Annotated in this window: 18 protein-coding genes; 2 read left to right on the top strand and 16 right to left on the bottom strand. The window is 47.5% G+C overall.

Annotated features, from left to right (window positions below):
- Window positions 1-34: 34 nt before the first annotated feature.
- The 5 genes from ACOJUO_RS19795 to ACOJUO_RS19775 form a co-directional block, all read right to left on the bottom strand.
- Window positions 35-1,279 (bottom strand): aspartate kinase, encoded by a 1,245-nt coding sequence (locus ACOJUO_RS19795; protein WP_422133655.1) that lies wholly within the window; start codon window positions 1,277-1,279, stop codon window positions 35-37.
- A gap of 124 nt (window positions 1,280-1,403) precedes the next feature.
- Complete coding sequence (gene alaS, locus ACOJUO_RS19790) at window positions 1,404-4,025, bottom strand: alanine--tRNA ligase (RefSeq protein WP_422140082.1); 2,622 nt, start codon at window positions 4,023-4,025, stop codon at window positions 1,404-1,406.
- 132 nt (window positions 4,026-4,157) lie between these two features.
- Window positions 4,158-4,610, bottom strand: a complete 453-nt coding sequence (locus tag ACOJUO_RS19785) for a regulatory protein RecX (RefSeq protein ID WP_422133654.1) — start codon at window positions 4,608-4,610, stop codon at window positions 4,158-4,160.
- Between the two features lie 3 nt (window positions 4,611-4,613).
- Window positions 4,614-5,669, bottom strand: a complete 1,056-nt coding sequence (gene recA / locus ACOJUO_RS19780; RefSeq protein ID WP_422133653.1) for a recombinase RecA — start codon at window positions 5,667-5,669, stop codon at window positions 4,614-4,616.
- A 98-nt stretch (window positions 5,670-5,767) separates the two neighbouring features.
- Window positions 5,768-6,262, bottom strand: a complete 495-nt coding sequence (locus ACOJUO_RS19775; RefSeq protein WP_422133652.1) for a CinA family protein — start codon at window positions 6,260-6,262, stop codon at window positions 5,768-5,770.
- Between the two features lie 179 nt (window positions 6,263-6,441).
- Here ACOJUO_RS19775 and mutS point away from each other — a divergent pair, with 179 nt between their 5' ends.
- Window positions 6,442-9,048, top strand: a complete 2,607-nt coding sequence (mutS, locus tag ACOJUO_RS19770) for a DNA mismatch repair protein MutS (protein ID WP_422137909.1) — start codon at window positions 6,442-6,444, stop codon at window positions 9,046-9,048.
- Between the two features lie 187 nt (window positions 9,049-9,235).
- On the top strand, window positions 9,236-9,559 hold the full coding sequence (gene fdxA / locus ACOJUO_RS19765) for a ferredoxin FdxA (protein WP_257281113.1): 324 nt from the start codon (window positions 9,236-9,238) through the stop codon (window positions 9,557-9,559).
- Window positions 9,560-9,684: 125 nt separating this feature from the next.
- On the opposite strand, the gene rpoS is transcribed toward fdxA, so the two are convergent.
- The 11 genes from rpoS to kdsA form a co-directional block, all read right to left on the bottom strand.
- The gene (gene rpoS, locus ACOJUO_RS19760; RefSeq protein WP_422133650.1) at window positions 9,685-10,716 is read right to left on the bottom strand and encodes an RNA polymerase sigma factor RpoS; all 1,032 of its coding nucleotides are present in this window, start codon (window positions 10,714-10,716) and stop codon (window positions 9,685-9,687) included.
- Window positions 10,717-10,816: 100 nt separating this feature from the next.
- Window positions 10,817-11,602 (bottom strand): peptidoglycan DD-metalloendopeptidase family protein, encoded by a 786-nt coding sequence (locus ACOJUO_RS19755; RefSeq protein ID WP_422133649.1) that lies wholly within the window; start codon window positions 11,600-11,602, stop codon window positions 10,817-10,819.
- Window positions 11,603-11,933: 331 nt separating this feature from the next.
- The gene (locus ACOJUO_RS19750; RefSeq protein WP_422133648.1) at window positions 11,934-12,869 is read right to left on the bottom strand and encodes a DUF368 domain-containing protein; all 936 of its coding nucleotides are present in this window, start codon (window positions 12,867-12,869) and stop codon (window positions 11,934-11,936) included.
- Between the two features lie 103 nt (window positions 12,870-12,972).
- On the bottom strand, window positions 12,973-13,641 hold the full coding sequence (locus ACOJUO_RS19745) for a protein-L-isoaspartate(D-aspartate) O-methyltransferase (protein ID WP_422133647.1): 669 nt from the start codon (window positions 13,639-13,641) through the stop codon (window positions 12,973-12,975).
- Window position 13,642: 1 nt separating this feature from the next.
- Window positions 13,643-14,386, bottom strand: a complete 744-nt coding sequence (gene surE, locus ACOJUO_RS19740; protein ID WP_422133646.1) for a 5'/3'-nucleotidase SurE — start codon at window positions 14,384-14,386, stop codon at window positions 13,643-13,645.
- Window positions 14,367-15,425 (bottom strand): tRNA pseudouridine(13) synthase TruD, encoded by a 1,059-nt coding sequence (gene truD / locus ACOJUO_RS19735; RefSeq protein ID WP_422137908.1) that lies wholly within the window; start codon window positions 15,423-15,425, stop codon window positions 14,367-14,369. The genes surE and truD overlap by 20 nt, the downstream gene beginning before the upstream one ends.
- 34 nt (window positions 15,426-15,459) lie before the next feature.
- Window positions 15,460-15,960 (bottom strand): 2-C-methyl-D-erythritol 2,4-cyclodiphosphate synthase, encoded by a 501-nt coding sequence (gene ispF, locus ACOJUO_RS19730; RefSeq protein WP_422137104.1) that lies wholly within the window; start codon window positions 15,958-15,960, stop codon window positions 15,460-15,462.
- The gene (gene ispD / locus ACOJUO_RS19725) at window positions 15,960-16,691 is read right to left on the bottom strand and encodes a 2-C-methyl-D-erythritol 4-phosphate cytidylyltransferase (RefSeq protein ID WP_422133644.1); all 732 of its coding nucleotides are present in this window, start codon (window positions 16,689-16,691) and stop codon (window positions 15,960-15,962) included. The genes ispF and ispD overlap by 1 nt, the downstream gene beginning before the upstream one ends.
- Before the next feature lie 185 nt (window positions 16,692-16,876).
- Window positions 16,877-17,149, bottom strand: coding sequence for a septum formation initiator family protein (locus ACOJUO_RS19720; RefSeq protein WP_422133643.1), 273 nt, complete (start codon window positions 17,147-17,149; stop codon window positions 16,877-16,879).
- 183 nt (window positions 17,150-17,332) lie between these two features.
- Window positions 17,333-18,625 (bottom strand): phosphopyruvate hydratase, encoded by a 1,293-nt coding sequence (gene eno, locus ACOJUO_RS19715; RefSeq protein WP_422137907.1) that lies wholly within the window; start codon window positions 18,623-18,625, stop codon window positions 17,333-17,335.
- 536 nt (window positions 18,626-19,161) lie between these two features.
- On the bottom strand, window positions 19,162-20,016 hold the full coding sequence (kdsA, locus tag ACOJUO_RS19710) for a 3-deoxy-8-phosphooctulonate synthase (protein WP_422133641.1): 855 nt from the start codon (window positions 20,014-20,016) through the stop codon (window positions 19,162-19,164).
- Window positions 20,017-20,018 lie beyond the last annotated feature (2 nt).

The following is a 20,018-nucleotide window of genomic DNA, read 5'->3' as shown; positions in this document are numbered from 1 at the left end:
GCAGCATTCCCTTTTCAAGATACCCTACTCAACCTTAGACTTCGCTACTCTCTACAGGTTCCCTATCCAGTTCAAATACAGAGTGAAGAGCCCTTACAGCCAACTCGAGATACTTCTCTGCGATAATAACGGAAACTTTGATTTCAGAAGTTGAGATGATCTGAATATTGATACCTTCTGCAGCCAGAGCCTGAAACATCCGGGTGGCGACACCTGCGTGGGATCTCATACCCACACCGACGATAGAAACTTTAGCGATTTTTTCATCACCGTCATATTCGCGTGCACCCAATTCCTTACAGACTTTGGCACAAACATCAAGAGTGTTCTGATAATCATTACGGTGCACAGTAAAGGTAAAATCAGTGGTACGATCATCTGACACGTTCTGAACAATCATATCCACTTCAATGTTGGCCTGACTGACAGGACCCAATATTCGGGATGCGACACCTGGAATGTCAGGTACACCTTTAATAGTAACTTTCGCTTCATCCCTGTTAAAGGCTATACCAGATACTACCGGTGATTCCATAGCTACATCCTCATCGTCGATCGTAATTAGAGTTCCGGGGCCTTCCTGCATGGAATGCAGTACCCTCAGTTTGACATTATATTTTCCAGCGAACTCAACCGCCCGAATCTGCAAAACTTTTGAACCCAGACTGGCCATTTCCAGCATCTCTTCAAAAGTAATCTTGTCCAGTCTTCTTGCCCCCTCCACAACTCGTGGATCGGTTGTATAAACACCGTCGACATCTGTATAAATCTGACACTCATCTGCCTCAAGAGCAGCTGCCAAAGCAACGGCTGTAGTATCGGAGCCGCCTCTTCCAAGAGTTGTAACATTGCCTTCAGCATCACACCCCTGAAAGCCAGCGACGATCACTACACGACCCTGATCAAGGTCAGCCCGCACCTTCTCTGTATCTATATGCTGTATACGAGCTTTTGTGTGAGCCTGATCCGTAACAATGGAAACCTGACTACCGTTATAAGAACGGGCAGGACAGTTACGCTCATTAAGAGCCATTGCCAGAAGGGCTATTGTGACCTGCTCACCGGTGGAAAGCAGAACATCCATCTCCCTGGGTGTGGGTTGTTTTTGAATACTGGACGCAAGATCAGTCAGTCGATTGGTCTCGCCACTCATTGCTGAGACAACGACAACGACATCATGCCCCTTATCCCTGAACCCTTTCACCTTGTCAGCTACTCCCTGGATGCGATCCAGGTCCCCAACAGAGGTGCCGCCAAATTTTTGTACTAACAGCGCCATGTTTATATCGTTCTACGTCAATCAGCCAACGCCGGAATTTAACACGAATAGCTTTATTAAAAAAAGCTTACGATAAAAAAACGAGCCATATGGCTCGTTTTTTTATCAGGGTAAATCGATCACATTACAGACGTTCTTGTAACCATGGTACTATAGATTCAAGCGCTTCTTTGATTTTGGAAGCATCTGAACCACCACCCTGAGCAAAGTCTGGACGACCTCCACCACGACCATTGACCTGACTGGCAACCATTTTCAACAAGTCACCCGCCTTCACCCTATCAGTAAGATCTTTGGTTACTCCCGCTACCAGAGGGAACTTAGAGTGGCCAGGGACAGCCAGAAATACGATACCGGTCTGGAGCTTACCTTTCAGCTGATCGACCATGTCACGGAGAGACTTAGGGTCTACTCCCTCTAACTCAGTAGCCAGCAACTTCACACCATCGACATCAATTGTCCTGGACAGAAGGTCAGCACTGTCGGCAGAGGCCAGCTTCTGTTGAAGTTTATGAAGCTCTTTCTCAAGTTCTTTATTCCGATCGAGAAGAGAAGAAACTTTATCTTGTAAATTGTCCTGAGAACCTTTTACCAGACTTGCGACCGATTTCAGGGTATCTTCCAGTTTTTCCTGATAATCAATCGCAGCTACACCTGTTACAGCCTCAATGCGTCGCACACCCGCTGCAATACCGGACTCAGAAATAATTCTGAATGAACCGATATCACCCGTACGACTAACGTGAGTACCCCCGCAGAGTTCAACAGAGAAGCCTTCAGAACCCATAGAAAGCACGCGAACCTCTACACCGTACTTTTCACCAAACAGAGCCATTGCGCCTTTAGCTTGAGCAGCTTTCATATCTAACAGCTCGGTTTTCACCTGACTATTATTACGGATCTGCTGATTAACCAGTCTCTCTATAGCCCGGAGTTCTTCTGGCTTAACCCCTTCAAAGTGGGAAAAGTCAAAGCGAAGTTTGTCATGATCTACCAGAGAGCCTTTTTGAGTAACATGCTCACCCAGAACCTTGCGAAGTGCAGCATGAAGCAAATGGGTGGCAGAGTGATTCTGCTCCGTTGCCTTTCGGGCTTCAACATCAACGTAGGCACTCACAATATCACCAACTTTTAATTTACCCTGGGATACTTCTGAGATATGAAGATGACTGTCGCCCTGTTTCTGAGTGTCCAGCACTTTAACCTCGCCACCCTCAAACCTGAGCGAGCCGCTATCACCCACCTGACCACCAGATTCTGCATAAAAAGGTGTTGACTGCAGAACGACCGTCGCCTGTTGACCTTCAGAAATAAAATCAACTGACTGTCCATCAACAAACAGAGCAGTGACTTCAGCTCCGTCCTGAAGACTTTCATAGCCCGTGAAATCAGTAGCTCCCTCAATAACCAACTGTTCGCTGTAGTCCACGCCAAATTTGCTGGCTGCGCGGGCCCTTTCTCGCTGAGCCTCAAGTAACTGCTCGAAACCTTCTTCATCTACCGCCAGCTTACGCTCTCTGGCAATGTCACTGGTCAGATCAACGGGGAAACCATAGGTATCGTAAAGCGTGAACACTACATCACCAGGAATAACACTATCCTCAAGCCCCTGGAGCTTGCCTTCCAGCAGTTTCATTCCCTTATCGAGCGTTTTAGCAAACTGCTCTTCTTCCTGTAGCAATATTCTCTCTATCTGCGCCTGATTTTTTGCAAGATCAGGATAAGCATCACCCATCTCACGCACTAGAGAAGCTACCAGCTTATAGAAGAACGACCCAGTGGCTCCCAATTTGTGTCCATGGCGACATGCGCGACGGATGATACGTCTGAGTGTGTATCCGCGACTTTCGTTAGACGGCACGACGCCATCGGAAATGATAAATGAGCTTGAACGGATATGATCGGCAATAACGCGCAGTGAAGCCTCTGGTGTTGGTACACCACCCAGAATTCCGGAAGCATCATTCAACAGGTTCTGGAAGATATCAATATCATAGTTACTATGCCCTCCCTGCATAATCGCAGAAATCCTTTCCAGCCCCATACCTGTATCCACCGATGGCTTGGGCAAAGGTTCCATCAGTCCATCCACCTGACGGTTGTATTGCATGAAGACAATGTTCCAGATTTCAATAAAACGATCGCCATCTTCGTCCGGAGTTCCGGGTCGACCACCCCAGATATGATCACCGTGATCATAGAAGACTTCTGTGCAAGGTCCGCAAGGACCGGTATCTCCCATCTGCCAGAAGTTGTCAGAGGCGTACGGAGCTCCTTTGTTGTCACCAATACGAATGATATTTTCAGCAGCAACACCGATCTCATTAAGCCAGATGTCATAAGCCTCATCGTCTGATTCATAAACCGTAACACAGAGACGCTCAACGGGCAGTTGCAGTTTTTCAGTCAGGAAAGTCCAGGCAAAACGAATGGCGTCCTGCTTGAAATAGTCACCAAAACTGAAGTTACCCAGCATTTCAAAAAAGGTGTGATGACGGGCAGTGTAGCCCACATTTTCAAGATCATTGTGCTTACCACCAGCACGAACACACTTTTGGGACGAGGTTGCTCGTGTATATGCTCGCTGTTCCCTGCCGAGGAATGCTTCCTTAAACTGGTTCATACCTGCATTGGTGAACAGCAGGGTTGGATCGTCGTGAGGCACCAGAGAACTACTGGGTACGACTTCATGCCCATTTTCTCTGAAGTATTCAAGAAAAGCAGAGCGAATCTCAGCACTTTTCATATATTTCACACGAGTCATACAAGTCTTCCAAACGGGAGATTAAACAGCAATCTATAAAAGACGGACATTATATAGAAGGGAAAGAAAAACAGCCATGCAGACTCTGTTTAAGTTAAATGTTGTTCATATGGGCTAAGTTAAAAATAGCTGCTTTAGACAATTTGAAATCTGAAGACTGGTAAAGCCTCTCTGCGCCAGAAACCGATACTGTTTAGATCTTTCCCCCGCTCCAGCGGGCAAGTTATTACCAAATTTGCGACACCTACTGGATCTTGCCATCTCCAGCCAGACATCATCGTCCTCAAACAGAAAAGATGAGATTACTTGATCAGCAAGGCCTTTCCTGCGCAAATCAGAGCGTATTCTGACGGGGCCATATCCTTTTTCTGTTTTTGAACGAACATAACTCTCGATAAAGCGCTCATCACTTTGGAGACCTTCGTCTTGCAATCTCTCAAGTGCAGGAACCACATCAAAATCAGGGTAACGCCGACTGAGCTTTTGCTGAAGCTCCTGAAAACTGTGTTCACGGCGTGCCAGCAAATCCATGCCAGCACGGCGAATATCTTTGTCAAAGACTTCCAAAACTTATTCCGTCAGAAGTTCATCCTGATGCTTTGCATCTGATTTTGCAGAGGCTTCAGACCCAGGTTCTGCAGAACCCAACAATTCAGCTCGAATCTGTGCTTCTATCTCTTCAGCAATCTTTGGATTGTCGGTCAGATATTGAGCAGCATTGGCCTTACCCTGACCAATTTTCGTACCTTTGTAGGAGTACCAGGCACCGGATTTCTCGACCAACTTCTGTTTAACGCCCAAGTCAATCACTTCACCCATGTGATAAATACCCTGACCGTAAAGAATCTGGAACTCAGCCTGACGGAAGGGAGGAGAAACCTTGTTCTTGACCACCTTGACCCGGGTTTCATTACCAGTAATTTCATCACCCTGCTTCACTGCACCGGTTCTGCGAATATCCAGACGAACAGAAGAATAGAACTTAAGAGCATTACCACCCGTGGTAGTCTCGGGGTTACCAAACATTACACCAATCTTCATACGAATCTGATTGATGAAAATAACCAAACAGTTTGCCTGTTTGATAGAACCCGTGATTTTTCGCAGAGCCTGAGACATCAAGCGTGCCTGAAGGCCGACATGAGAGTCACCCATATCCCCCTCGATTTCAGCTTTGGGAACCAGAGCCGCAACGGAGTCTACAACAATGACATCAACCGCACCGGAACGAACCAACATGTCCGTAATTTCCAGTGCCTGCTCTCCGGTATCAGGCTGCGAAACGTAGAGGTCATCAACATCCACACCCAGCTTGCCAGCGTACTGAGGATCCAGAGCGTGCTCAGCATCTACGAAAGCACAGGTAGCACCCTGCTTCTGAGCTTCTGCAATTACACTGAGCGTCAGTGTGGTCTTGCCAGAAGATTCAGGACCAAAAATCTCAACTACACGACCCTTTGGTAGCCCCCCTATTCCCAACGCTATGTCCAGTTGTAATGAGCCTGTAGAGATAGCTGGAATGGCTTCCTGCTTCTGGTCACCCATGCGCATGACCGTTCCTTTACCAAACTGGCGGTCAATCTGACCCAGAGCCGCCGTTAATGCTTTCTTTCTGTTCTCATCCATTATTCAAATCCACCCTTTTAGTACAGGCCACTATTCTTTAAGTATTCAAATCTTTAGATACTGTATATTTAAACACTATCTGTATATTTGTCCAGCATTTATCTGGAAATTCTATCCGCCAGTTTAATCAAGCCGTCCAGAGCGACATCAACGGCCTGTCTTCTCACTTGCTCCCTGTCTCCGGAAAAGTGAAAGACCTCAGTCGTTACCTGGTCGTTAAAACACCAGCCAACCCATACTGTACCCACCGGCTTTTCATCAGTCCCACCTTCAGGGCCAGCAACGCCAGAAATGGAAACACTCAAGGGTACAGAAAGGCGCTTGACAGCACCCAATGCCATGCTTTCCACAACAGGCTGACTGACAGCACCGTAACGATCAATCAGCGCAACAGGCACACCCAGAAACTTGTGTTTCATAGCATTGGAGTAGCTGACAATGGCGCCTTCAAACCAGGATGAACTACCGGCAAGAGAAGTAAAAACCTGACTGAGCCAGCCACCAGTACAGGATTCAGCAGCAGCCACTTTCAAGTTTCCAGCCTGAAGTTTTCCAGCCAGCAGCAGCAGCTTTTTGTCAAAATCTCCGGACATCAATTTCGCCTCTGGGTCAAATAGGAAGAGTTTTTTTGAATCGGGTCAGACATACATTCAACTGCCCGCAGCTGCCAATAGCTAAAGATAAACCATTGTTGCCATGAAAACAGCCAGCTTTTCATAGTAAAATGACAGATTGTTTGTCAGCAACCTGAATTCAAGGCTTACCCTCATCTATGAGCCAGCGCAAAGACACCCAGAGTCAGCATACACCAATGATGCAGCAATACCTGCGAATCAAACAGAAGCACCGGGAGCACCTGGTATTCTATCGCATGGGAGATTTTTACGAGCTCTTCTATGACGATGCCCGTAAAGCTGCGGAGTTATTGGATATAACCTTGACAACCCGTGGACAGTCCGCCGGTGAGCCCATTCCCATGTCAGGTATCCCTTACCATGCTGTAGAGGGTTACCTGGCTCGCCTGGTCAGACTGCGCGTTTCTGTCGCCATTTGCGAGCAAGTTGGCGACCCGGCTTCATCAAAAGGCCCTGTTGAAAGAAAAGTCGTCCGGATCCTGACCCCTGGTACAGTGAGTGACGAAGCACTGCTGGACGAACAGCAGGACAATCTTCTGACCGCACTGACCCGATCAGAAAATCGATATGGAATAGCCTCTCTGGATATCAGCAGTGGTCAATTTACAGCAGTAGAAGTCGAGGGTGAAGAAGCGCTGATGGCAGAAGTTGAGCGTATCAACCCTGCCGAAATTCTCATCAATGACAGTGTTGAATGGCCAGTCCGAATTGTTGAACGTCCGGGGACAATCAAACGCCCGCCCTGGGACTTTGATCGTGACAGCGCCTATGAAGGATTAACCCGTCAGTTTCAAACCAAAAACCTGCAAGGATTCGACTGCGAATCATTAACAGTCGGTCTGGAGGTGGCAGGCTGTCTGTTGCAATACGCCAAGGAAACACAGAGAACTGCCCTGCCCCACATTCGAAGCATCCGGCAGGAAGTTCGCGAAGAAAGCGTAGTCCTTGACGCAGCCAGCCGAAAAAACCTGGAACTAACCCAGAACCTCAATGGTGGCCGGGATCACACACTCTTGTCAGTACTTGATAAAACAGCGACCGCTATGGGCAGCCGATTACTTTCAAGATGGCTGAATCGCCCCCTGAGAAATCTTTATAAGTTACAAAAACGCCAATCCATTCTCTCAACAATAAAATCTGGCTATTACTTCGAGCAGATTCAACCCTTGCTTCGCGGCATTGGCGATATTGAGCGTATTCTTGCCAGAGTAGCATTAAAATCAGCCCGTCCAAGAGATTTGGCTCGTCTGAGAGATGCTCTAAATCAGCTGCCTGAGCTGCAATCCATTCTCAAAACGATCGACAATGAGGACATTCATAAGCTGGCTGAAGCCATCAGTGAACACCCTCAGGTTACAGATCTACTGAGCCGGGCCATTATCGAAAATCCGCCCGTCATCATCAGAGACGGCGGCGTCATTGCGGAGGGCTTTGACACAGAACTGGATGAGTTTCGTGCTCTCAGTCAGAACGCAGGCGATTATCTTGTTGAACTGGAAAAAAGAGAGAAGGAGAAAACAGGGCTACCTAGCCTGAAGGTCGGCTTTAACAGGGTTCATGGCTATTACATTGAGCTCAGCCGAAGAGAGTCTGAAGACGCTCCGGTAGACTACATACGTCGCCAGACACTGAAAAATACAGAACGTTTCATCACACCGGAATTAAAAGAGTTCGAAGATAAGGCTCTGTCCAGCAAAAGCAGAGCGCTTTCCAGGGAGAAAGCACTTTACGACGAATTACTGGTTAATCTTCTGGAAGCACTGGGCCCTCTTCAGGAAACAGCCATGAGCATCTCCGAACTGGACGTTCTGAACAACTTGTCAGAAAGAGCTGAGACTCTGAACTTCTGCCAGCCAGAACTGAGCCCGGATCCTGGCATTCATATTGAAGATGGTCGCCACCCGGTTGTCGAACAGGTGTTAACTGAGCCCTTTGTCGCCAACAATGTAGACCTGCATGCAACAAAAAGAATGCTTGTTATCACTGGCCCAAACATGGGTGGTAAATCGACCTATATGAGGCAAACGGCACTGATCGTCTTATTAGCCCACGTAGGGAGTTTTGTTCCTGCCAACCACGCAAAAATTGGTCTGGTAGACAGAATATTCACCCGAATAGGCTCATCCGATGACCTGGCCGGGGGACGATCCACGTTTATGGTGGAAATGACTGAAACAGCCAATATTCTGCATAACGCCTCAGCAAGCAGCCTGGTTTTGATGGATGAAGTGGGTCGGGGAACCAGCACATTCGATGGCTTGTCACTGGCCTGGGCCTGCGCTCATCACCTGGCCGACACCGTCAAGGCATTCACACTGTTCGCCACTCACTATTTTGAGCTGACTCAACTACCAGACGAGTGCAGCTCAGTTGCCAACGTTCATCTGAATGCTACAGAACACGACGATAAAATTGTATTTTTGCACTCGGTTCAGGATGGCCCTGCCAGCCAGAGTTACGGTTTACAAGTGGCTCAGCTAGCTGGCGTCCCGAGAAATGTAGTCTCTCAGGCGCGATCCAGGTTGCAACAATTGGAAGAAGGCTCAACTGATCAGGCTATGCGACAGCCCCCAAAACAGGCCAAAAAGGGTTGTCATGAGAACCCGACTCAGGCAGATATGTTTGCAGCTTCACAACCACATCCGGCCGTCGAAGCACTCAAAGATCTCAACCCTGACAACCTGTCACCCCGTCAGGCTCTCGGGTTGCTGTACGACCTCAAGTCACTGATTGCGCAAAACTGACTATGCTCATAACTGGTTAAACTACTACCTTAGAAACAATACTGGTAGACTTGTCGCCTCGACTGGTTAGGCCTTGCGTCAAACCAGTCAGGGATATGCGATTGGAAATGTCATTCCTGATGGTGACATTTCATGAATGTATTGTGACTGACTTATCATCAGCCTGAACAAACGGAGTGTAACCATCATGACTTTCGTAGTGGGTGAAAACTGCATAAAGTGCAAATACACCGATTGCGTGGAAGTGTGTCCCGTAGATTGTTTTTACGAAGGACCCAACTTTCTGGTCATCCACCCGGACGAATGTATCGACTGCGCCCTCTGTGAGCCTGAGTGCCCAGCCAATGCGATCTTCTCCGAGGATGAGGTACCGGAAGATCAGCAGGAGTTTATTGAACTCAACGCCGTACTTGCTGACGTCTGGGATAACATTACAGAAAAAACAGATGCACTCCCCGACGCGGAAAAATGGGATGGCGTTAAAGGTAAGCTTGAACATCTGGAACGATAGAACCAAGAAGATCACTATAGGAAAAGTGTGCAGAACGACCTTGCAATGATTCGGGCGTTAACTCTTTCCCAAACAAAAAGCCATGACCCCAAGATCATGGCTTTTTTATTATCAAGGCACTGCTATCAGCTAAAAAGAGACTCCCCGGACAACCCCTGTTTCTCAAGGATCGAGCGCAATCGCTTAAGAGCCTCAACCTGTATTTGCCTGACTCGCTCTCTTGTCAAACCAATTTCCTTACCCACTTCTTCAAGGGTACTGGTTTCGTAGCCCCTTAAACCAAACCTTCTGGCCACCACTTCACGCTGCTTTTCAGAAAGCTCTCCCAGCCACTTGTCCAAACTGTCATTAAGATCAAGATCCTGAAGCAATTCCGCTGGATCAGACTCCTTCTCATCAGAGATGGTATCAAGGATGGACTTATCAGAATCCGGACCCAATGGGGTATCAACAGAAGTGACACGCTCATTAAGCCCCAGCATCCTTTTAACGTCATCGACTGGTTTATCCAGCAGTTGCGCAATTTCTTCCGGGGTAGGATCATGGTCCAGCTTTTGAGTCAGCTCTCGAGCCGCCCTGAGGTAAACATTGAGTTCCTTGACCACATGAATAGGCAGACGAATGGTGCGCGTCTGATTCATGATGGCCCGCTCAATTGTCTGACGAATCCACCAGGTGGCGTATGTTGAAAAACGGAACCCACGCTCAGGATCGAATTTTTCAACCGCCCTGATGAGACCCAGATTTCCTTCTTCAATAAGATCCAGTAGTGTCAGTCCACGATTCACATACCGCCTTGAGATCTTCACAACCAGGCGCAAGTTACTTTCAATCATACGACGCCTGCCCGCTTCAACACCTCGACGGGCAAGACGCGCATAATGCACCTCTTCCTCTGGTGTTAGCAGAGGTGAAAAGCCTATCTCGTTGAGGTAGAGCTGAGTGGCATCAATGGATTTATAGAAACCGTCATCATCACGACGGGCCCTACTGTAATCTGACGCGCTCGGTGTAAGTGTCTGCTGTGCAGGCTCTTTCTCTTCAACTTCTTCATTTTGATTGAGATCAGAGTCCAACACGTTATCAATTTCACTCTTTCCCTGGGTAAAATCCTCAGCAAAATTATTTTGCTCTGAGTCTTCCCTCTTTGCTGCCATAAGAGTCAGTCCTATCCGAAAGCCCCACTGTCTGTCGAACAACCAACTGAGAGTTGAGTCGACACCCGTGAGATCCCTCTACCGACACCGCAGAATGAAATCAGCGTACAGGCAGGAATCGCATCGGGTCGACCGGTTTGCCATTATGCCGAATTTCAAAATGCAGCTTAGGCTCTGTCGTTCCTGTAGAACCTATTTCGGCTATCTTCTGGCCTGCTTTAACTGAGTCTCCTTCACGCACAAGCAACTCCTTATTGTGAGCGTAAGCGCTCAGATAGCTGTTGTTATGTTTCATAATGATCAGCTTGCCATAGCCAGCGAGCTCACTACCCGCGTAAACCACCTCACCAGCGGCAGCTGCACTTACAGGCTCTCCCAATTTGCCTCTGATATCAATCCCTTTATTCAGCCCATTGCCGTTGTGGTATCCCTGTACCACTTTTCCATTGGCCGGCCAGCGCCAACTTGAAATATTGGATGATCGTTCTACCTTCACAGGCATTTTTACTGTTGTTTTTTTAACCGCAGCAGACTTGGATGAAATGGTTGTGCTCTTTATTACAGGACCTGGAGAGTGAGATACATAGCTCGAGGAAGTCAAATTGATATGTTGGCCCGGAAAGATCGTGTAAGGTGAACGTATTCCATTGACAGCAGCTAACTCTTTGTAATCTCTACTATAAAGCCAAGCTATTGAAAAAAGAGTTTCGCCGCCACGGACAATATGACTACCACTAACTACTTTGGGGGGTAACCTGAGCTCTTTAACCTGAACTGAGGAAGGGTCATGAGAACACCCTGACAGTAACAGAGTCAATACTATCCAACCGAATATTCTTGAGCAAACACTCAAATTAATTTCTTGCCCAAGACGATCACCTGTCATTGACTCTGCTCCATACTCAGCCTCCGAGGCACGTCCCACAATATAATAAATTAGGATATATTTAAATTTTCTTAATCTAAAAAAATATATCAAAAAAAGTGATAACGCCTATATCTCAGCGCAGTTTACCTACAAAGGATCATCAGTACCGAAACATTCTTTTCATATCAGCCACCTTCCAGACTGTCTGTCAGGAATGTATTTAGTTCGTGAGACCAGGACACCAACACACAATTCTGCAAAGAATCTTTAGAACAGCCGGGAGCAGCAACCAACCCTTGACAACTATTAAGAATTAATTGCTCACTTATGCAGCAAGAGAGCCCAATAGTTAATTTTCAGTAAAACGATTACTGAATTTCTCAAGCAGAACAACCAGCAAAATACCTGAGAACATTAAAGTAATGGATGGCAACAGGTAAGCCGACTGACCAGAAAGCGCTTCATACGTCCAGGGAGAAATATTTCTTTCCAGGAAGGGAACTTCCTGCCCCGAACTGTTTATTCTCGTTTCCAGGGTTTCTTTCCACGGCCATACTTTTCCCAAGGCACCGAGCATCAGCCCTGTCAGATAAGACAGAGTCAGATCACGATGCTGCTTTAACAACCAGGAGAGGATATGAGAAAATGTCAGCAACCCGACAATGCATCCAGATCCAAAAATCACCAGCAACAGAATATCCAGATCTTTCACGGCAGCCAAAACAGCAGGGTATAATCCCATCAATAACAGGATAAAACTGCCAGAAATGCCCGGCAAAATCATCGCAGAAATAGCAATGCAACCAGCAAAGAACAACATCAGATAAGAAGGAGTCAGAGATGTAGGCGTCAGCGTCCCGATAAAATAGGAGACACCACAGCCAAGCATAAGAAGTATCATAGAAGCGACAGTCCAATGCTTTATCTGTTTTAGCATATGAATCCCTGAAATCAATATCAGACCAAAGAGGAAAGACCATATGAGTTCCGGGTAACTTTCCAGCAGGTACGTAATAAGATGCGAAAAACTCACTATACTAATCAACACACCGCCAAACAGCAGAACCAGAAAACTCCCATCTATATGCTTCCAGCATTCAGCAACCCCTCCGGATTTGAGCTTGACCAGCAAACCGGGATTGATACTCTTCAAAGCATTTAACAGACGATCATAGACACCAGTGATAAAAGCAATAGTACCTCCTGAAACCCCGGGAACAACATCGGCAGCCCCCATCGCCACCCCCTTGAGCAGAATACCCAGACTTTCTTTCATCTTTGACATAATCCAACCTGTCTTATTCTGTAATGCATAAATCAGCAAGAGACCCGTTTATCTTTTAAGAGCGACCCGACTGGTTTTCATTCTTGAGATACAAAGGAGTGTATTACTTCTGAATCCCATCCAGTAATGGCACAAACCGCACAGCTTCAAGCATTTCTTTCTTGAAGGTATCTCCCTGACGGGTGATCCGCAATAAATCCTGAACACTGCGACCTCCAACAGGAACGATGAGACGACCATTATCTTCGGACAACTGCTGTAATAGCTCTTCAGGTATCTGATCCGGGGCAGCTGTCACAATGATTCCATCAAAGGGGCTCATGACTGACCAACCCATACCACCGTCGCTAAGTTTAAACTGAGCATTGTGAATAGAAAGTGCTTTAAGCAATTTCTTCGCTCGTTCATGGAGGGGTTTGATACGCTCAACGGAGTATATTTTTTTTACCAGCGGCGATAGGACCGCTGTCTGGTAACCAGAACCCGTGCCTATTTCAAGTACTCTGTTGAGTGGACCTGCTGCCATGAGAGCCTCTGTCATTCTGGCCACAATATACGGCTGCGACAGTGTCTGCCCGAAACCAATAGGCAAGGCAGTATCTTCATAAGCTCTGTGGGATAGCGCTTCGTCCACAAACAGATGTCTCGGTGTATGTCGAATGACCTCCAGAACCTCGACAGAGTCAATCCCCTGATCTGAAAGTCGATGGATAAGACGCTCCCGGGTTCTCCGGGAGGTCATTCCTATACCATGAATATCAACCTCTTTCATATCATCTGCCCAGCCATTCACTGAGCGCAGAGAGCGTTGCATGATGAGTCTGGTCGTACTGAAGGGGTGTTACTGAGACTAAACCTTCAGCAATTGCATGGAAATCAGTACCCTCACCCGCGTCCTGTTCTTTACCAACAGGAGCAATCCAATAGACATGCTTTCCCCTGGGGTCCAATACTTTAACAGGTTTTTCAGGCCTTTCCCTGTGCCCCAAACGAGTCACTGCCAGCCCCTGGAGCTTTTCATAAGGCCTATCGGGCACATTAACATTTAAAATGGTTCTTTCTGGCAGAGATAATTGCTCAAGTCTGGGGATCAATTCTCTGACCACCCTTCCTGCTGTGATGAAGCCTTGTTCACTTTTGCCACAGGCAGACACAGCAATGGCAGGTAAGCCCATGAAACGACCTTCCATAGCAGCACCTACTGTCCCTGAATAAAGAACATCATCACCCAGGTTGGGGCCATGATTGATGCCTGAAACAACAATATCCGGCTCTTGTTCCAACAGCGCATTGACCGCCAAATGAACGCAATCAGCCGGAGTTCCATCAACACTGTTGAAACCATTGGAATGCTCAGTCACCCTCAGGGGACGACCCAGGGTCAATGAACTGCTCAAGCCCGAACTGTTCCTATCAGGAGCAAAGACAATTCTCTCACCCAGGCCATCGAGCGAACTGTACAGGGTGGATAACCCAGTAGCTAAAACACCATCATCGTTACTGAGCAGTATTCTCACCGAAACATCCTTCTATACATTCTAAAGCTTCCCTCAATACTGCTGTTGCAAAACAGCCTTTTGGAAGAGAAAATTGAAGTTGAACACAATCATCTGATAACCATTTCCAGCTCATAGCTGCAGGTATCAGACGGATGGCCCTTCTCTCCTGCTTTATACCTGCCTGCTCCAAACCTTCACACAACAACAGGTTGCGTGCAGAAATCTCTTCTTCCATCTTTCTGCAATCCGATCCTGAAAGCAACTCCCCTCGACCCCAGAGAGGCGCGGTCAATGAGACTTCTCCCGATTCAATTCTTGTCATCAGGTCCTGGTCATGGTCCCGCAGAATTAAACTACCACTGTCCTGAAAACCGGGTACATCTCCTTCAAGGTAGCGGGTCCAGTTGTGCTGACTGACACGCTCAGAAACGACCTGATTAAATATCCAGGAACGTGCTGCAGACAAATACATTGCGCGTTTGTTTCTGTGAGCCTTGAAACTGTCGGTAAACATCAGCAATGCCCGATCAACATTAGCGCCCTCATGACCAAAGCGTTGCTCTCCAAAATAGTTGGGCACACCTTGACCGGCGATCAACTTCAAGCGTTCTTCCAGCAGCACCTGCGGCACATTTACATGCCTTAAAGTGATGATAAAGTGATTACCTTTCAATGCTCCGGTCTTGAGCTTTTTACCATGTCGGGTCGCGGCAATTATAAGCAAAGATTCGCTATTCAGCTGCGACCATTCCGGGGAGTCCTGCCCGGGCAGCCAGACACTAAACCACTGACGTGTAACACCATGGCGATCCTTTCGTCCTGCATAGCTGACTGCAGAGCGTTTTACACCAGCGAATCTGGAAAGCCGCCCTGCTACCCAATCGGTATTTTCTCCGGTTTTCTGAACATTGACATAGGCATGCTCCCCTTCACCTTCCGGAAGAAAGGGCAGCTCTTCTTCAACGATGAAATCCTCAGGCAGAGACTTGAAAGCGCACTGCCCCAGTGGACCACCCCAGCAATAAGACCAGGATGGTGTGTAAGAAATTTGATTCATTAAACAATAATCTTTTGGGTATAGCGCAAACAGATCAACAAAAAAGGCCTTTGCTATGAGTCAGAAGCACCACCGCATGAACTGCTATACCTTCTTTTCTCCCGGTATAGCCCAACTTCTCAGTTGTCGTTGCTTTTACATTGACAGCTTCAGTTTCGATCTGAAGATCTCTGGAGATATTTTCTTTCATGGCAGGAATATAAGCAGCCATTTTTGGTGTCTGGGCAACAATAGTGCTGTCGACGTTGACTACCTGGTAGCCATTCTCATGAATCAATGTCACCACATGCTTGAGAAGCTGTCGGCTGTCGATTCCCTTATACCTTGGATCTGTATCCGGAAAATGCTGACCGATATCACCCAGAGCAGCCGCTCCCAGTAATGCATCACAAACGGCATGAAGGAGAACATCGCCATCAGAATGGGCTAAAAGCTTATGGCTGTGTTCAATAGTGACCCCGCCCAACACAATGCTGGCATCAGCCGCCACTTCATCGGAAAAGCGGTGCACATCAAAACCGTGACCAATTCGCATCATACTGTCTCAATCAGTTTATCTTGCTGTTGTATGTAGAGGGCTGCAAGTGTCAAATCAGCGCTACGGGTCACCTTGATATTATCGCTGTGCCCTTCGATCATCAGCGGCTTGAATCCAGCGTATTCAATAGCACTGGCTTCATCCGTGACGGGCATTCCGTCATCCAGCGCTTTTTTGAGTGCATCGTAAAGCAGCTTCATTCGAAACATCTGCGGGGTCAGGGCATGCCAAAGCTCATCCCGATCCACGGTCTCAGTCACTTCGCCAGAAGAAGAAGTGCGCTTCATAGTATCTCTGACAGGCATTCCCAACAAACCGCCGGTGGCGTGGCCAGCTAACTGTTTCACAAGCCACTCCAGATCGGAATGACGAATACAAGGTCTGGCCACATCATGCACCATCACCCAATCCTCGGCATCTGCCAACTCGGACAAAGCCTTCAGCCCATTCAAGACGGAATGGTAACGCTCATCCCCTCCCTGCACCAACATAATTCGCGAATCCCGCAACATCTCAATATTTTTGTAGTACTCATCTTCAGCACCAATCACAACAATCAGTTTCTCCAACACAGAAAAACCCAGCAGACGTTCAAGAGTGTGTTCTATTAAGGTGCGACCATGAATCTCAAGATACTGCTTGGGGATTGTACTCTGCATTCTACGCCCCACTCCAGCGGCAGGAACAATTGCCCAAAAACGGGGCTCAAGAGGGATACTCGTACTCACATTGTCACCTACGAAAGGTCATAAGGAACCTTTTGCAAACAGAATATGTTTCAGTCTGTTATAAATCTGAAACGCCACTTAAATAGCCGATCAGGAACCTGCCCCGATCTATAAAATAGCTGCAATGATGAGCGTTGTGGAATTTTTTGCCCGGTATTGAGCCAGTATTAAAGTAGCTGGAACACTCAGTCATATATCAGATAAAACGTTTCATCTTTCTTGATCATCCCCAAATCAAGACGTGCGTGCTCTTCCAGGGTTTGCAAACCGTTTTGCAGCTCAATAACTTCGGTAGCGAGCAAGCGGTTTCGCCGATACAAGCGCTCGTTTTCCCGCTCCTGCTGCTCAATCTGTTTTTTGATCGCTACCATTTCGGCCACACTTCCCTCTCCCGTCCAGAGTTGAATCTGAAGGACCAACAGTGCCAGAAGAAGTAATGTATGCACCAGCTTTAGCATCTGAATCTCTCATTGTTTCCAGCCATTGAGTCTATCAAAGCCTGTAAAATGTGCCCACGATGAAAACAGAAAAAACTAGAATACCCGAAAAGTGATCATAAAAATAAAAGCAAAGGCTCGTTACACAGAACAAAGGGAGACATTAAAAGCCTCCCTTTATTGACGCGCTAATCAAACAACCTGTCAGGCACGCTTGAATTCAGCGAGACCACGATATGGAGCTTTTGTACCCAGCTCTTCTTCAATACGGAGCAGCTGGTTGTACTTGGAAATACGGTCAGAACGGCACAGAGAACCGGTCTTGATCTGACCTGCAGCAGTTCCCACAGCCAGATCTGCAATAGTAGCGTCTTCTGTTTCACCGGAACGGTGAGAGATCACCGCAGTGTATCCAGCATCTTTGGCCATCTTGATAGCCTCCAGCGTTTCAGTCAGGGAACCGATCTGGTTGAACTTGATCAGGATAGAGTTAGCGATACCTTTCTCAATACCTTCCTTGAGAATCCTGGTATTGGTTACAAACAGGTCATCACCAACAATCTGGATCTTGTCGCCCAGAATTTCAGTCTGATATTTGAAACCGTCCCAATCAGACTCGTCCAGACCATCCTCGATAGAGATAATCGGGTACTCTTCACAAAGATTGGCCAGGTAGTCAGAAAACTCATTGGAAGAGAAAATTTTGCCTTCACCCTTCATATTATATTGGCCGTCAACATAGAATTCTGATGCCGCACAGTCCATCGCCAAAGTAATATCAGTACCCAGCTTGTAGCCAGCTGCTTCAACTGCTTCTTTAATGACAGCCAGCGCGTCAGCATTAGAAGCGAGATTGGGCGCGAAACCACCTTCATCACCTACCGCAGTATTCAAGCCTTTGGCAGACAGAACTTTCTTCAGGGCATGAAATACCTCAGCACCCATGCGCAAACCTTCAGCAAAAGTCCTGGCAGCGACTGGCTGGATCATGAACTCCTGAATATCGACGTTGTTGTCAGCGTGCTCACCACCGTTGAGAATGTTCATCATAGGAACCGGCATGATGAACTGGCCAGAAGTGCCGTTCAGGTCAGCAATATGCTGGTAGAGAGGTATTTTCTTATCTGCAGCAGCGGCTTTTGCTGCGGCCAGGGATACTGCAAGAATGGCATTGGCGCCCAGAACACTCTTGTTCTCGGTACCATCCAGCTCAATCATGGCCGCATCCAGTCCACGCTGATCAGCGGCATCACACCCCAGCAGAGCTTCACGGATAGGTCCATTGATGTTGCCCACAGCCTTCAGGACCCCCTTACCCAGGTAGCGAGATTTGTCTCCATCACGCAGCTCCAGAGCTTCACGGGAACCGGTAGAGGCTCCGGATGGTGCAGCAGCACGCCCCATGGCACCCGATTCCAGAATGACATCGGCTTCTACGGTTGGGTTACCGCGAGAATCCATGATTTCGCGGCCTTTGATTTCAACAATTTTTGCCATAATAGCTTTCTCTCTACACAAATGCCGATAGACGATGAAAAGTACGTTGCTTCACTCTTGTTGCACAGAAAGACAAAAATACTTTTCACAACACCATGTCTATGAAGGGAAATATACCTGACCTGACCGGGCAGTGAGGAATCTTACTGTAGACCGATGAAGTCTGAGATCCAGATCTTCCCAACCCAACCATCTCAGCCCGATTAGATAATAATACTGATTCAATTTTCCAGTGCCATTATCCAATTGGACTGTTTTTAGCTTCCCAGACGCTGCAGTGCGGACACTATACCAACTCCCGGCGGGTTATCAACTATTGCACACAGCAACACCGAAAGCGCAAAGATTAAACTTGAATTCAATGGAAGCCCTTGATATCACAGTGATGAAAAACGGATAACAATGAGCGAATGAAGCTTGATAAAAAAACGAACCCCAGCCTCTTAAAGACAGAACCCTTTGCCGCCATCAAAGAGATTATTTTTGACAAAAAAAACCGCCGGAATTCGGCGGTTTTCTTACATCGAACGGAACACTCAATGGGTATCCAGCTCGGGCATTGACTTAACAAGATCGTCAATAGCCTTCACCTGTACCAGAAAGCCTTCCAACTGAGAGAGACGCAGCGCTGAGGGACCATCACAACGAGCCGCATCCGGATCAGGATGGGCTTCCAGGAAAAGACCTGCCAAACGGGTCGACATACCGGCCAGAGACAGCTCAGTCACCTGATGACGACGACCGCCGGAAGCCGCTCCCATTGGATCTCTGCACTGTAGTGCATGTGTTGCATCAAAAATAACGGGAGACTGGCCACTCACCTCTTTCATGGTACGAAAGCCCAGCATATCAACCACCAGGTTGTCGTAACCATAAGAAGATCCACGTTCACAGAGAATAACCTGCTCATTGCCCGCCTCAGCAAACTTGTCGACAATATTACCCATCTGCGAAGGACTCAGAAACTGAGGCTTCTTGATGTTGATCACAGCACCGGTTTTGGCCATGGCAAACACGAGATCGGTTTGACGCGCCAGAAAAGCTGGCAACTGAATAACATCAACCACTTCAGCTACCGGTTGGCACTGATAAACTTCATGAACATCGGTGATCAACGGCATTCCGAACGTCTCCTTCAGCTCCTGAAAGATCTTCAGACCTTCTTCCATGCCCGGCCCACGATAAGAGTGGATGGAAGAACGGTTCGCCTTGTCAAAGGAAGCCTTGAAAATATAAGGAATACCCAGCTTCTCTGTAACAGCAACATAGTGCTCTGCTATTTTCATAGCCATGTCACGAGACTCGAGCACATTCATGCCACCAAACAGCACGAACGGCTTGTCGTTAGCTACCTGAAGAGAGCCTACAGAGACTGCTTTCTGTTCAGACATAC

The organism is Endozoicomonas sp. ALC020, from assembly GCF_049275935.1.
Classification (GTDB): domain Bacteria; phylum Pseudomonadota; class Gammaproteobacteria; order Pseudomonadales; family Endozoicomonadaceae; genus Endozoicomonas_A.
The sequence above is the reverse complement of the archived record's forward strand: the minus strand, read 5'-3'. Positions and strand labels throughout refer to the sequence as shown.

Coding starts and splice junctions, on each gene's coding strand:
- ACOJUO_RS19795 (WP_422133655.1), bottom strand. CDS start 1,279: ATGGCGCTGTTAGTACAAAAATTTGGCGGCACCTCTGTTGGGGACCTG.
- alaS (WP_422140082.1), bottom strand. CDS start 4,025: ATGAAAAGTGCTGAGATTCGCTCTGCTTTTCTTGAATACTTCAGAGAA.
- recA (WP_422133653.1), bottom strand. CDS start 5,669: ATGGATGAGAACAGAAAGAAAGCATTAACGGCGGCTCTGGGTCAGATT.
- ACOJUO_RS19775 (WP_422133652.1), bottom strand. CDS start 6,262: ATGTCCGGAGATTTTGACAAAAAGCTGCTGCTGCTGGCTGGAAAACTT.
- mutS (WP_422137909.1), top strand. CDS start 6,442: ATGAGCCAGCGCAAAGACACCCAGAGTCAGCATACACCAATGATGCAG.
- fdxA (WP_257281113.1), top strand. CDS start 9,236: ATGACTTTCGTAGTGGGTGAAAACTGCATAAAGTGCAAATACACCGAT.
- rpoS (WP_422133650.1), bottom strand. CDS start 10,716: ATGGCAGCAAAGAGGGAAGACTCAGAGCAAAATAATTTTGCTGAGGAT.
- ACOJUO_RS19755 (WP_422133649.1), bottom strand. CDS start 11,602: ATGACAGGTGATCGTCTTGGGCAAGAAATTAATTTGAGTGTTTGCTCA.
- ACOJUO_RS19750 (WP_422133648.1), bottom strand. CDS start 12,869: ATGTCAAAGATGAAAGAAAGTCTGGGTATTCTGCTCAAGGGGGTGGCG.
- ACOJUO_RS19745 (WP_422133647.1), bottom strand. CDS start 13,641: ATGAAAGAGGTTGATATTCATGGTATAGGAATGACCTCCCGGAGAACC.
- truD (WP_422137908.1), bottom strand. CDS start 15,425: ATGAATCAAATTTCTTACACACCATCCTGGTCTTATTGCTGGGGTGGT.
- ispF (WP_422137104.1), bottom strand. CDS start 15,960: ATGCGAATTGGTCACGGTTTTGATGTGCACCGCTTTTCCGATGAAGTG.
- ACOJUO_RS19720 (WP_422133643.1), bottom strand. CDS start 17,149: ATGCTAAAGCTGGTGCATACATTACTTCTTCTGGCACTGTTGGTCCTT.
- eno (WP_422137907.1), bottom strand. CDS start 18,625: ATGGCAAAAATTGTTGAAATCAAAGGCCGCGAAATCATGGATTCTCGC.
- kdsA (WP_422133641.1), bottom strand. CDS start 20,016: ATGTCTGAACAGAAAGCAGTCTCTGTAGGCTCTCTTCAGGTAGCTAAC.